General features: G+C 42.8%; 10 protein-coding genes and 1 pseudogene. 4 read left to right on the forward strand and 7 right to left on the reverse strand.

All coding sequences use genetic code 11. The annotated features are described in order from the left end of the window. Positions 1–176 precede the first annotated feature (176 nt). Positions 177–1,160 carry a succinate dehydrogenase/fumarate reductase iron-sulfur subunit gene (locus O9295_RS16750; RefSeq protein WP_288033983.1) on the reverse strand — a complete coding sequence of 328 codons (984 nt, stop codon included), beginning with the start codon at positions 1,158–1,160 and terminating at the stop codon, positions 177–179. 532 nt (positions 1,161–1,692) lie between these two features. Here O9295_RS16750 and O9295_RS16755 point away from each other — a divergent pair. Both O9295_RS16755 and O9295_RS16760 read left to right on the forward strand, forming a co-directional pair. Beyond that, complete coding sequence (locus O9295_RS16755) at positions 1,693–2,079, forward strand: AbrB family transcriptional regulator (protein ID WP_286824808.1); 387 nt, start codon at positions 1,693–1,695, stop codon at positions 2,077–2,079. 377 nt (positions 2,080–2,456) lie between these two features. After that, positions 2,457–3,251, forward strand: a complete 795-nt coding sequence (locus O9295_RS16760) for a CPBP family intramembrane glutamic endopeptidase (protein ID WP_288033985.1) — start codon at positions 2,457–2,459, stop codon at positions 3,249–3,251. Here O9295_RS16760 and O9295_RS16765 read toward each other — a convergent pair. Beyond that, entirely contained in the window at positions 3,234–4,031 is a 798-nt protein-coding gene (locus O9295_RS16765) for a Tab2/Atab2 family RNA-binding protein (RefSeq protein ID WP_288033986.1), read from the reverse strand. The two genes, O9295_RS16760 and O9295_RS16765, sit on opposite strands and share 18 nt — an antisense overlap. A gap of 150 nt (positions 4,032–4,181) precedes the next feature. Between O9295_RS16765 and rimM the strand changes: the two genes are divergently transcribed. Then, positions 4,182–4,760 carry a ribosome maturation factor RimM gene (gene rimM / locus O9295_RS16770; protein ID WP_002795455.1) on the forward strand — a complete coding sequence of 193 codons (579 nt, stop codon included), beginning with the start codon at positions 4,182–4,184 and terminating at the stop codon, positions 4,758–4,760. Positions 4,761–5,214: 454 nt separating this feature from the next. Here the strand turns inward: rimM and O9295_RS16775 are convergent, their stop codons facing one another. The 4 genes and pseudogenes from O9295_RS16775 to O9295_RS16790 all read right to left on the reverse strand — a co-directional run. Next, entirely contained in the window at positions 5,215–5,565 is a 351-nt protein-coding gene (locus O9295_RS16775; protein ID WP_186814347.1) for a hypothetical protein, read from the reverse strand. A 158-nt stretch (positions 5,566–5,723) separates the two neighbouring features. Continuing rightward, positions 5,724–7,385, reverse strand: a complete 1,662-nt coding sequence (locus O9295_RS16780) for a purple acid phosphatase family protein (protein ID WP_288033987.1) — start codon at positions 7,383–7,385, stop codon at positions 5,724–5,726. A 76-nt stretch (positions 7,386–7,461) separates the two neighbouring features. Further along, positions 7,462–9,204: an ABC transporter ATP-binding protein gene (locus O9295_RS16785; RefSeq protein ID WP_002795485.1), complete on the reverse strand. Its 1,743-nt coding sequence runs from the start codon at positions 9,202–9,204 to the stop codon at positions 7,462–7,464. A 97-nt stretch (positions 9,205–9,301) separates the two neighbouring features. After that, positions 9,302–9,571 (reverse strand): annotated as a pseudogene (locus O9295_RS16790) (aminotransferase class V-fold PLP-dependent enzyme); the annotation flags it as partial. Between the two features lie 215 nt (positions 9,572–9,786). Here O9295_RS16790 and O9295_RS16795 point away from each other — a divergent pair. Beyond that, on the forward strand, positions 9,787–11,916 hold the full coding sequence (locus O9295_RS16795; protein ID WP_288033988.1) for an NACHT domain-containing protein: 2,130 nt from the start codon (positions 9,787–9,789) through the stop codon (positions 11,914–11,916). Between the two features lie 219 nt (positions 11,917–12,135). Here the strand turns inward: O9295_RS16795 and O9295_RS16800 are convergent, their stop codons facing one another. Next, a complete protein-coding gene (locus tag O9295_RS16800) occupies positions 12,136–13,380 on the reverse strand; it encodes a M23 family metallopeptidase (RefSeq protein WP_288033989.1) in 1,245 nt (414 codons plus the stop codon).

The raw sequence follows: 13,380 nt of genomic DNA on the forward strand, positions 1-13,380 counted from the left end.
GTCAGTCTGTAGAGCGACCATAAGACCAGAACAGAGTAAATCTGTTAAGGCAGGTGCGAAAAATCCTTCGGGAAAGAAGCAGAAACCCAAATCGTGAGGTTTGGGAATCGCCGTCCGTTTTACGGCGGCGAGGATGTCAAAATACATCTGAAAATTGCTCTAACTATCGAGAGTGATCAAGAGCGAGAATTTTGAATGGCAGTAATTAAACCTCTCACCTCCTCGGTTCCCTCGGAAGCTTCAAAGGAAGTGGGAAATTTACCCTTAGCAATCATCCGCAATCCCAAGGGGGCAATACTTAATAAACCCTGTAAATCGCGCCAATAATTGCCCACCACATAGAGGCCGAATTTGCGTTCATCAACCCATCCCCCTGCTTTGACTAATTCCACTAAAACTTTCCGGTGACGAATGGGACGACTACTATCGTCCGACTTGCGAGCGAGTATTTCCTGTTTAATTTTACTAATCTGATCCATGGGAGCCACTTCCATGGGACAAACCGCATTACAGAAATAGCAGCGCGTACACCCCCAAACCCCTGCGGTGCCTTGATGATAAAGTTCTAGGCGACCTTCTTGATTACCATCGCGGGAATCTGCTAGGGTGCGCTGCGCTTTTGCTAAAGCGTGGGGACCGACAAAATCGGGATTCACTTGCTTGGCATTACATTCCGAATAACAGCCCCCGCACATAATGCAGTTACCCATCTGATTGAGATTGGCTCTTTCTTCTGGAGTTTGCAGAAATTCTCGTTCGGGAATGGTGCGCGCTTGACTACTAATATAAGGTTCAACCTTTTCTAAATCCTCCCAAAACGGTTGCATATTGACGATTAAATCCCGGATAATCGGTAAATTACCCAGAGGGGCGATCGTGATTTCGGGAATTTCTCCGGCATCTTTTTGGCTACAATGGTTTAATTCACTGGCGATATTTTTTTGACAAGCCAAGGCCGAACGACCGTTAATTTTCATCGCACAGCTGCCACAAATTGTATTGCGGCAATTTTTACGAAAGGCCAAAGTTCCATCAAGTTCCCATTTGATGCGATTAAGGCAGTCGAGAATTGTATTTCCCGCCTCCACCTCTAGGGTAAAATTTTCTAGGTAGGGGGTGTCGTTGGGTCGTTGACGCAGAATTTTAAAAGAAACTTCCATACTCGGCACGGGGATGAGGGACTCCTAATACTCAGGATAATCGATGTTAACGGGCCAAAGGGGAGCTAGTAATGGTAATTAATCCTTAAGATTTTCCCCGGTCGGTTCAGCCAAGGGGTGGGTATCTAGACCTAATCATAGATGGGCAAGTCGCTCGAAAACAGTTTAATCCCCCCGGATTTACTGCTCTGGGTCATTAGTTTTTTGCCAACTCCAACCAGAAGTATAGTTTCTCAATTCCTTGCTAGGTATAGCTTGATCGGTTTTATGTCCTCACTTTCTCCCCCCTGTTTTCCTCGCACTCGACCAAAAATTGCGAGAGTCTTGACCCAAAATTTCCTCTCCCCCACAAGGTTTACACTTACTACCTAGTCTGGGGTCTTCTTAGCACGATTGTCATCACAGAACCATCAGTTTTAAAAAATTTATTATTCCCCTCTAGACATTTTTGGCAAGATTTTTGGTATGATCAATTCGTCAGTGTAAACTTAATTGACAGTCAGTCAAAAATCAAGGGACATTTAAAAGTACCATGAATGATATCTCTCCTACTCCCCTAACAGGGAAAGCTCTACTTCAAAAAGTCAAAGAGTTGGCCCACTTACCCCGTCGCGAAACGGCAAAACGTTGTGGTTACTACTCCCAAAGTAAAGATGGTCAAGTTCGGGTCAATTTAACCGACTTTTACGATGCTGTTTTGGGTGCAAAAGGGGTTCCTCTCGATCCCGAAGGCACTAAAGATGGCCGCGGCCGCGAACCCACTTTCCGGGTTAGTGTCCACAAAAATGGTCAAATCGTCATCGGTTCCACCTATACCGAACAAATGAACTTGCAGCCCGGCGATGAATTTGAAATCAAACTTGGCTACAAGCACATCCACCTCAAACAAACGGAATCAGAAGAATCGGTAGAAGCTTAAATAGGTTACGGAGTAGGGATAAGGATAAAAAAAATCGGCAGTCAAAAGGGCTAGTTTTGACAAGACCGACCAAAAAGACAATATAGATTCTTACCCCTAATTCTAACCCCTGACCGCCTCTTTTATCAACTTGAGGGGTTTTCCTTAAGCACTTTTTCTTCTTTTTCGCAACCCCCTAGGGATGGATTTTTGTTGGAGCTAGGCTTTACCAGCGCAAAGTTCCACAGTTATCCTATGCCTAGGGGGTTGGTTTTATGGGTGTTAGGAGACAGGAGACTCCGAGTTAGTATTCAGGAGATTATTTTTGTTTATTCTTCCCACACCCCACACCCTACACCCCACACCCCACACCCTACACCCCACACCCCTAATTGACAATGGACATTGCTGCCTTAATAAAAATTATTATTTTCCTGTTAGTCTGGTTAATTCTCTGGCTGCCCATTGCCATTGTTTTAGGGAGTCGTTTGGGATGGCAACCGCTGCAAGGGACAAAACCTGACCAAAAATTGCCACTGGTGGCCTCTCTTTACGTCTTGGCTCCCTTAGTTATCTGGGGATTATTAAAGATAGAGGGGAGCAGCCTCCATAATTACGGATTAATTTGGTCATTTTCCCTATTTATCTCCCTAACTAAAGGATTAATCCTGGCAGTGGTGGGATTAGGGATAATTTTTTTCCTAGAGGGGATTTTGACATGGGTACATTGGCAGCCCAAAAATCTAACTCGCGCTTTTTCCTTGAGTTTACCCCTGTTGATAGTGGCCCTCTGGGTGGGTATTACCGAGGAATTAATCTTTCGGGGCATCTTTTTGAGCCAATTAAGCCAAGAATACGGTTTTTGGGTGGCGGGAGCCATTTCTAGCCTAATTTTTGCCCTGCTGCACCTGCTTTGGGACCGTCAGCAAACGCTGCCGCAACTACCCGGTTTATTTCTGATGGGGATGGTTCTGGTCTGGGCGCGGGCGATCGATCATGGTAGTTTAGGATTAGCTTGGGGACTTCATGGCGGTTGGGTATGGGGATTGGCCTTGCTAGACAGTGCCGAATTGATGTCTTACAGCGATTCTGGGTTAGCTTGGGTTAAAGGTATCTATAACCAACCTTTAGCGGGTTTAGCCGGTATTCTTTGCCTCTTGGGGACAGCTTGGGGGTTAAACTTGTTTCAGTAGCCAAAAGCCGGTAAAAGTGCGACTGGAATCGTCTGGTTGTATGAGAAGAAAGTGCAAACCTTGGCTTTCCTCTTTGGTTGCTTGATAAGCATTGGCTGCCTGGGCCACTTCTTCATCTTCGTAGGTCAGGAAAATCCAACGCTCATTTAGACCCGATTCCAAGACTAAACCGCCCGATCGCCCCGTTTCTGTGGGAATATGATCGATAAATACTGGGTTAATTTCCCCTAACCAACGAGCGATCGCCAGAGATTTTTTACCACCGGTAATAACCACACCGGGGATCATTAAAGTGGAGGCTAAACCTAGTTTTAAAGGGTAAAAGGCCTCTGGTAGGGAAAGAATCGGTATTCGGCGATCGCCAAAAAAGTTAACTAAATCAACGGCGGGAAAGCGAGCAAAACGCCACTCTTGACCTAAAAATTGGTCGGGTACGGGTTGTGGTGGAGGAGAGTCGATATTTATGGGGATTTGCCGCAATTCTAGCTGTTTTTTCAGGGCGTTAACGTGACGGGTTAACTCGATTTTGATCTGTAAATTCTGACCAGCGAGGAGAAATAAATTGGCGCATTGGGGGCGAAAAACTTGGATAATTTCTGGGGAGGAGACTTGACAAGCTTGCTGTAACTGTTGGGTTAACCAGTCGCTATTAGCTTGGGATTGGGGACAGGAATTTTCATAGATAAGATGACCGAGAGGATCGGAAATTAACAATTGCCAGACTGTGCCAAGAGGGGAAGAAGATGAAGATTTATAAAAATCCGCTTGCCAAATAGTCATAATTCAGTAAAAAGTCACCAGTAAAAAGTCAAAAAATGGTCAGGAGTAGAGGTCAACTAAAAATTTTACCTTACCAAGACTTTTAAAATCTAGGAGCGAGACAAAAAAGGCTATATACTAGGGAAAGCTATAGCAAAAAATATCGAGACAATGGAAGAAAATTGGCTAGAAATTGGGACAATAGTAGCACCCCAGGGACTGGAGGGAGAATTGCGAGTTTTATCGGTATCAGATTTTCCCGAACGTTTTCAGAAGCGAGGGATGAGGGGAATACAAGGACCCCAGGGGGGAGAAATCCGAGAAATTACTCTGCTCAGGGGACGTGAGCTACCGGGCAAAAATGTTTATGTTATCAAGTTAGAGGGGGTTGAAAATCGGGAACAAGCCGAAGCTTTGCGCGGATATAAATTATGGGCGAATAAACTAGAAAAACCTCGCCTAAAAGCGGATGAATATCATGTTAGTGAGCTAGTAAACTTAGAGGTTTATCATCACCTTACAGGAGAAAAAATCGGGGTTGTGGTAGATATTTTCTGGGCGGGTAATGACATTTTAGCAGTGCAACTAGAAGCAAATCTCGCCTCTGTCAAGAAAAAAAGTCCATCCTCCGACTCAGAGGCCAGGGCCTTGGTACCCTTCGTCAAAGAAATTGTTCCACTGGTGGATCTGAAAGCGGCACGCATCGAGATCGCGCCACCACCGGGGTTATTAGAGATCAATTTATCCTAGTGGGACTTAAACGATCAACAAGAGTATAATAGAGTATAATCGTTATAGAATAAGCACTTGACGTTGAGAGAGCAGCGATGAAAGAGACAACCCCAGTCGCGATGCCTCCCTGCTTTCACCGATGGTGTGGACATTTTGACAACTGCTTCAAGAGCGAAGCGCAAAAAAATGGGTTCAGACAGTATTTAGGGTTTGCGGCAAAAAGTTTGTTGGTGGGGTTAGGAGTCTCCGAGTCAGGAGTCTCCGAGTCAGTAGCCGGTCGTTTCAGGCTTTGTTGCCCTCTCTTTTCGTACCAGTTTATGTACTACAAGAAGGATAATGCAAGGTTTTTGAGGGTCCCAATCCGATTTTCGCAGCATGAACATCGGATTTTAACAGGTCAAAAGCCTTATTTTAAAAGGGTTTTACCATTATTCAGCAAACCCCAATTAGGAATTGAGAAAAATGCCAGACTTTAAGGTTTCAAATTTCCTCCTCGAATAAACCAAGTAATTGTGGCACTGGTAAAAGCAGTGATAGCGACAATAGCTATTTGTTTCCAGTTTTTTAATTCCCCAACTTTCTCGATTAAATCGGGAATTTTTGGGGTTAATACTGCTTGGGATTGAATTGTTCCTTCAATTTTAGCCGTTATAATTTTCACTTCCGTGATTTCTTTGTGTAGGTTAACAAATTGCTTGTTATTTTCTTCTCTCAGGGTTTCTAGTTGTTGGCGATTATCTTCCTTTAGCGTATCAATTTGCTCGCGGGTTTCTGCTCGCAGGGAACTTATTTGCTCGCGGGTTTCTTCTCGCAGGGAAATCATTTACTCGCGGGTTTCTTCTCGCAGGGAAATCATCTGCTCGCGGTTTTCCTGTCGCATTGCCGAGAGTAAGTCTTTCAATTCTTGAATATCATTGCTAGTAACAGTAGTCATACAATTAACCCCAAGATAATCTATTTAACCAGCACTTTTTAATTTTATTATACTTCACCTATGCTAAAAAGGTCAAATTCATCAAATTTAATTACCTCGGAGTCAGGATAACGAGTATCAAAACGATAACTGCTCACGGTTCCTTTTTCTGTATCTAAAATGCTAAAAACCGTCAGATCATTACTGGCAATATAGGGTAAAGGTTGATTAACCCAATCCACTAGAGGAGCAATATTCGGGATAATTGCTTGTAATCCATTAGGATTACCGATGGCTGCATAATTTCTATCGAGGGGTACAGGACGTTTTTTATCACCTAAATAAGCACTATAACTATTGCCAACGTTAGAAGATTCGAGAAAATTCATACCCTTAGGACCAAGAAAACGATTCCATAAATGAGAATGACCATAAAAAACCAAATTAACCTTGGCTGATTCTAATAAGGGAATTAGATCACGAATAATATAATCATTTTCTTGGGGATAATCATAACGTACTGATGTAACTTTTCCCGTGGTATCCCGTTGAATTTTCGGCACGGGATTGGTGTAGGGTGGAACGATATTGACCCCTAGGGTATGGGGAGGATGATGAAACATAACTACTTTATATTTAGCCTCTTGAAATTCTCGACTATTTAACTCTTTTTCTAACCATTGATATTGAGGACTACCCTGAGCAATTGGCTCAAAAATATGCTGACCGTAACCCCAGCGGTCGGGTCTATCTAAATCTCTTTGATTTTCGTAATATCTTCCCGTTGCACTGGGTTCTAAATTGGGATTTCTCCAGATATTAGTAACATATAAAACCACTAAACGAATATCGCCAAAGGTTAGAGAATAATATTTATTTTGAGGCAAAGAAAAAATTTCTTCGTAGGTTTCTGTGTTGAAAGCATTATTTTTTAACCAGGTTTCATTAATTACTGCTGTCTCCTCTGCTAGTTGTTTAGCAATAAACTGAGGAATAGCATCTTCAAACTGTTCATTTAAACCTATAGAAGTAGAAAATCTGCCCATAACTTCATGATTACCAATAGCAGGAAATAAGGGCGCATTTTGAATAATTTCTCCCCCTTTATAAATAGTCTGAATACCATTCTTTGTAAGAGTATAATTGGCACGACCTTGTAAACAGGGAAAGAATGCCCCACCGCGAATATCATCAAACCATTCGGAAGCTCGATCGGGTATATTAACTAAATCTCCTGCTAAAAAAACTGCATCTACCTGTCCAATAGTTTCGCTAACTTTTTGTAAATTAGCGGCAGTCATGGGCATTAATTGATGATCGGAAGTGAGCAGAATTTTGAGATTAGTTCCTTTTTTGGGTCTTGGGGTAAGGGTATAAATATCACTTCTAATCGCTGTATTTTCCTGAAAACTGGTGACTTGATAGGGAATCCTTTCCCCGGGATTTAAATCAGTAATTTCGGCCTGATGTCGCCAGATTTCTCGAGCGGTTAAAGATTGATAAGCTTCAACGGTTCTCGATTTTGCATCTTCTCTAACTCTAGTTAATTTGCTAGTGCGAGCGAGGGCAATTTTCTCTAGTTTTTCCCCGTAGCGCACCTGATGACGAGTGCCAAAAAATTCCGTAAACCAAATCACTTGTACTGATGTTTCGGTGGGTAATTGTAAAAAAGGTTCGCTTAAAAGTTGATTCTTGTTCATTGTCGCTAAAAGATAACTGCTGTGCTGCATTTAAACGGTCTTAAGGAGTAATTGAGATAGTCCACAGCTTAACCGGCAATAACTGGCAGATTCCCTATTTTATCGGCTAATGTAAAACCTTAGACTCTAACTGCTGCTGTTGCCAGAGATTTTGATAGACTCCGGGGACTGCGATTAACTCCTCGTGGGTTCCTATCTGGACAATTTCTCCGCGATCCATGACAAAAATGCGATCGGCAGTGGCAGCGGCCGATAATTGATGGGAGATAAAAATCACGGTTTTTTGGCTTTCTTGGCTGATATTTTCCAAAATAGCTGTAGCCGTTTGATTATCGACGCTAGATAGGGCATCATCAAGGATTAAAATCGGTGCTTGGATGGCTAAAGCGCGCGCTAAAGAGGCCCGTTGACGTTGACCACCGGAAAGAGTAATCCCACGTTCTCCCACTAAAGTTCCGTATTTTTGCGGGAAATTCTCGATTTCCTCCTGAATTCTCGCTTGTTTGGCCGCCGATTCCACTGCCGAAAAATTCAGCAGCGGATCGCCATAACGGATATTATCTTCAATAGTGGTACTAAATAAAAAACTTTCTTGGGGAACATAAGCGATCGCTTTTCGCAGCTCTTCCAGGGCAATTTGAGTGACATCTTGATCATCAATAAATAACTGTCCCTCAGCAATATTCAAAAGACGGGGAATAGCGTTAGCAAGGGTAGATTTTCCCGATCTGATCGCACCGACGACCGCTACCGTTTCCCCCGGATTAATGGTAAAAGAAAGAGATTTTAAGGCGGGTTCCTTAGCATCAGGATAGAAAAAAGTCAAGGCTTTGGCGGTAATTTTTCCTTGAATATTTTTTAAGTGAATACAATCGGCATTGTCTTTAATTTTAGCCTCGGCTAATAGGATAGTTTCCAGGCGATCTATACTCACTTCTCCCTGTTGGTAGGCAGTAATAGTGAAACCTAATAAAGCAGTGGGAAAAACTAATCTTTCTGCCAAAATTAACAGAGCAATAAAGTCCCCAATGGTGATATTACCCGCTATAATTTGTCTAGTACCGAGAGCAAGCAACGCCAATAAACTGACATAGGCCAAAGCTTCAATCAGGGGAAAAAGAAAATTACGAGTCTGGACTAAATCTAAATTAGCCTGTAGTAATTTGCGATTTCTTTGCTTAAATGCTAGGCGCTCGTTACCTTCTTGGGCATAAATTTTAATCAGAGTAATACCACTCATATCCTCTTGAATTAAATCGCTCAGATGCGAGAGTTTTTCTTGTACTTTTTTCTGTTGCCGCTGCAGACGACCACTAAATAACTGCACCGCAATTAACATCAAAGGATAGACAGAAATAGCGGCGATTGAAAGGGGAATATGAATCGCTAACATTACAGGCAAAGTTAACCCATAGGCAAAAAAAGTATTAGCCAAACTGAGCAAAGCAAAACCCACCAGACGACGGATATTATCCACATCGCTAGTGGCACGGTTGATTAAATCTCCTGAAGTTTGCCGAGAAAAATAGGCAGGTTCAAGGGTTAATAAATGCTGAAAGATTTTTTGTTTAAGCTCGAACTCTACCTGACGACCGATCCCGAATAACAATACTCTGGAAATCATGCGTATAAACCACATAATCGAGGCTAAAGCGACAATTAAAATCAGATAATAAATGATTTTTTGAAAGTCAAAGGATTTACTCAAATCATCGATGCTATCCCGGATTAAAAGCGGTATATAAACACCCAAAAGATTAACAATAAGCAGAGCAACTACCCCCCCAGTTACTATTTGCCAATGGGGACGTAGATAATTTGCTAGTTTTTTAATGCGAGAATAAGCCATATTCAGTTATCAGTAATCGGTGATCAGTTATCAGTTATCAGTTAGAACAGGAAAAAGGGGGAATAGCCACCCAAGAATTTTTATTTTTTCTCCTTAACATTAGAACCAGCCTTGGGCGGTTTACCGGGGGGCTGATCAATTTTAGCTTGATAGCCGTACCGCCAGAAGTGAAGATAATCTGGTCTGAATTGGCATTAATTAACCCTGCTACCTGTTCTCTGGCCATTTCGATGACTGTCGCCCTATCCTGTCCCCAACTGTGTAAACTGGAGGGGTTGCCCCAATGATGCTGGAGAATAGTGGCAACCCGCTCGATTACTTGGGGATGAGTGGGGGTAGTAGCACTATAGTCAAGATAAATTTGCATTATTTGACAATCTGAGAAATGAGAGCCAAGACAGGCAGCTATTCTCAGTTTAGCGGCTTAAGAGATTAGAAACCCGCTTTCTTAAAGAAAGTGGGTTTCTGGGTTGATGAGAAACCCGCTTTCTGGGTTGTTGATGAGAAACCCGCTTTCTGGGTTGATGAGAAACCCGCTTTCTGGCTTATACTAAGCTTCAGAGGATTTACAGGGGTTAAGTTATGACAGGAATTGAAACAACCATTGTAACGGCATTAACTAATAATTTTATTGGTCAAATGATTAAATCGGGGTGGGAGGGTATTAATAAAAATGAGTTATTGAATAAAGATGTCGGGCAGCTTATCAGAGAAGGAAAGTATCTTTTTTTGCGGGAATATACTCAACGTTACTGGGAGCGGCACGGCATGATTAAGGTTTTAAAAATGTCTAAGCCGATGGATTTGGAGTCAATTTATGTTAATGTCAAATGTTTGGGTAATTTAGTCAGGGATTATTATGATGAAAATTTAGAAAATAAATATCGTGAGAGTAAGCAGCGACGATTTAACTTTAGGGATGATGGTAAAAAAGATGGTTTACTTTTGGCTAATCAAGAACAATATTTAATGGTACTTGGTGATCCTGGCATTGGTAAATCTACATTTTTGCGAAAAATTGGGCTAGAAGCTCTCAAAGGAAAGCAAGGCAGTTATCAGCATTCTCTAACACCTGTTTTACTGGAGTTGAAAAACTTGAAAGAAAACGAGATTAATATTCAGGCATTAATTGAAGAGGAGTTTAAAATCTGTGGTTTTCCCAATGTGGAAAAAAATATTAGCAATAAACTAGAAAAAGGGGAATTACTAATTTTATTAGATGGTTTGGATGAGGTGCCAACAGCTAATGTTTATAATGTAATCGAGAAAATTAAAGATTTTGTAGATAGGCATCATAAAAATCGTTTTATTCTCTCCTGTCGCACTGCTGCTAGAACTCATCTTCGACGATTTACCGATATTGAAATTGTCGAATTTGATGATCAGCAAATTCAAAGTTTTATTGAACATTGGTTTAGTTCGGAATTAGACCGCAAAAATGAGACGGCTAAAAATTGTTGGGAACTATTGCAAAAGGAGGAGTATAAAAGTGCAAAAGAGTTAGCCCATACACCGTTATTGTTGACTTTTTTGTGTTTGGTTTATGATAAAAATCAATCTTTTCCCACAAATCGCAGTCGCCTTTATCAAGATGCGTTACGAATTTTATTGGAAACATGGTCAGCCGAAAAACGTTTACCTAATCGCGGTTTAGTTTATGAAAATCTCAGTATTGAGCAAGAAGAAATTTTGCTATCTGAAGTCGCTTATCAGAATTTTGTAGCAGATAAACTTTTTTTAGAAAAAGGAGAAGTTGTTAAGCAAATTAAAGATCACCTTAAACAAAACTTAAATGCTCCGCAACATCTGGACGGAGAAAAAGTATTAAAAACCATTGAAATTGAACAGGTAATTTTAGTAGAGCGGGCGAGAGATGTCTATTCTTTTTCTCATTTAACCCTTCAGGAATACCTCACGGCTCAGTATATCTATGACAATGATTTGATTGAAGAAACAGTTAAGAATTATGTAACAGAAACTCGTTGGCAAGAGGTCTTTTTGTTAGTGGCGGGTTTGATGCGAGGGAAAGCCGATAAATTGTTATTAGCAATGGAGAAAGAAGCCCATAATTATCTTACAACGCCCCTCGGTCAAAAATTAGTGCCGATTTTGCAATGGGCAGATGAGATGACTAAAGATTCTGTTGATAGTCCGATTAAACCTGTAGGAAGAAGAGCGAGTGCCTACTGCCACGCCCACGCCTACGCCTACGCCATCGTCAGTGCCAACGACCCCCTCATTCACGATCTCGGCGCCGTCAACCTCACCAGTACCTGCGCCTACGTCGGCCTCTGCTCCTACAACACCGCCTACGTCATCGCCAGAGCCTACGGCAACGCCTACCGCGAAATCTTCGCCATCTCCATTTATGGGTCTGTCCGGTTAGTTAACTTATTGGCTCAGTATCGAATTGTTTCTAAGGTTAATTTTTACCAATTAATCGCTGATTTAGAAGCTTTAAAACAAATTATTCCTGATGATAAAATAACTAAAAAACATCATGAAGAATTGGCTGATCAATTATTTAAAATGTGGAATACTGCTTTTAATTTAACGCCTGAATTACTTAATTTATCCCTCGACGCAATTAGCGAAATAGACAAGCATTATTTTTATATTAATCGCCTGATTCTCGACTGCCAAAAAGTGGCTATTAATATTTCCCCTACCGTCTGGCAAGAAATCGAAGACCGAATGCTCCGCGTTCCTTAACTTCTACTTTTTTTCTCAAATCTTGCCTTTCCAATTGGATGAGATTAGCGAATATTAACACTATGAGGAAAGGCAAAACGGAGAATAAATAATCAGTTTTTAATAACCAGATTTGGTATTACTGAGACTGCGAATGTATGGAAAACGCATCAATTGGGCAAAAGCTCAACGATGCGTTTTTAAGCTCCAAAAACTGCTATGGTTGTCAGCCGAGACCAATTAATTCTGATTAGAGTCAGTGGCTGCGGCCATTTGCATTCTCTGCACCAGATTATCGAGGGCTAATTCTAGATGTAAACCGGCATCTACGGCGGTCCAACCCTGTTCGGTTAGGTGTCGCCATTCAAAGTGTAGGTGCGGACCGGTAGAAAGTCCCGTACTACCCACACGACCGATAACCGCCCCCTGTTCCACCCATTCTCCCGGTTTGACGGTAATTTCCGAAAGGTGGGCATAACGAGATTCTTGACTACCATCGAGGTGACGTAAAATCACCGTTAATCCGTAACCTCCTAACCAGTCGGCGGTGGCCACTTCCCCTGCGTAGGCGGCTAATACAGGTGTTCCCATCGCCGCGCCTAAATCAGTACCCGCGTGCATGGCCCGATTCCCGCTGACTGGATGATTTCGCCACCCGAAAACCGAGGTAATTTGGGCGGGAAGGGCGAGGGGAAAGAGTAAATCCGTGCGTTGAGTTTGGTTAGAATCCGTGGGACTTAAACGGGTGGCCCGCTCATAGGTGGTCGCTTCGCTGATTGCTTCCACTTCTGCGCGAGTCACCGGGGCCAAAGCCAATTTTACGCCATTCCATTCCGGGGGATTGAGGGCTACCACCTGACTGGCAATCACCGTCGGGGCGGCCAGACGTACCGGGGAGCTAGAAGCCACGAGAGTGGGGGCATAACGACGCAGGGAATTATTAGCGATAACCGGCTGATTTCGGGGCTGCCGTCCTACCCGCACGGCCGGATTAGGATTGAGACGCACCCGGGCCAGATTAACCGGGGGTAAGGGTTTGGCCACAGTGCTGACCGGCTGACGACGGGAGGCCCGGGCCGCCAGATTACAGCTACCTCCTACCAGTTGACCATTTTGGGCGATGGTTTGGCAACCACTGCGGCGCTCGGTGACGACAACGGAACTGGGGGGGTTAAAGTTTCTGGTATCGATAAAATTATTTTTACCGCCGGCCCGGGGGGCAAGGGTAGGCATATCGGTTTGATGGTTTTCAGGGATAGCCAGACGGGGGGCGGGATTAGTATTTTCTTTGATAACGGGGGCTTTCAGAGTCGGGGCGGCATTTTCCACTACCGGGGTTTCGCTGCCAGTTTCGGAATTAGCGATCGCATTGGGAGCAAGAGTGAGCAGACCGCTAATCACTAAACCGAGACCACTGCATAAACTCAGCTTCTTTTTTAAGGATTTTCCGAGAAAAAGTTTCAATATCACCGATGAAGGATACAT

It is taken from the genome of Microcystis sp. LE18-22.4A (assembly GCF_027531105.1).
In the GTDB taxonomy this organism is placed as follows: Bacteria; Cyanobacteriota; Cyanobacteriia; order Cyanobacteriales; family Microcystaceae; genus Microcystis; species Microcystis aeruginosa.

Bases quoted from the DNA above. Each gene is read 5' to 3' on its own strand.
- O9295_RS16750 (WP_288033983.1), bottom strand. From the start codon at position 1,160: ATGGAAGTTTCTTTTAAAATTCTGCGTCAACGACCCAACGACACCCCC.
- O9295_RS16755 (WP_286824808.1), top strand. From the start codon at position 1,693: ATGAATGATATCTCTCCTACTCCCCTAACAGGGAAAGCTCTACTTCAA.
- O9295_RS16760 (WP_288033985.1), top strand. From the start codon at position 2,457: ATGGACATTGCTGCCTTAATAAAAATTATTATTTTCCTGTTAGTCTGG.
- O9295_RS16765 (WP_288033986.1), bottom strand. From the start codon at position 4,031: ATGACTATTTGGCAAGCGGATTTTTATAAATCTTCATCTTCTTCCCCT.
- rimM (WP_002795455.1), top strand. From the start codon at position 4,182: ATGGAAGAAAATTGGCTAGAAATTGGGACAATAGTAGCACCCCAGGGA.
- O9295_RS16775 (WP_186814347.1), bottom strand. From the start codon at position 5,565: ATGATTTCCCTGCGAGAAGAAACCCGCGAGCAAATAAGTTCCCTGCGA.
- O9295_RS16780 (WP_288033987.1), bottom strand. From the start codon at position 7,385: ATGCAGCACAGCAGTTATCTTTTAGCGACAATGAACAAGAATCAACTT.
- O9295_RS16785 (WP_002795485.1), bottom strand. From the start codon at position 9,204: ATGGCTTATTCTCGCATTAAAAAACTAGCAAATTATCTACGTCCCCAT.
- O9295_RS16795 (WP_288033988.1), top strand. From the start codon at position 9,787: ATGACAGGAATTGAAACAACCATTGTAACGGCATTAACTAATAATTTT.
- O9295_RS16800 (WP_288033989.1), bottom strand. From the start codon at position 13,380: ATGTATCCTTCATCGGTGATATTGAAACTTTTTCTCGGAAAATCCTTA.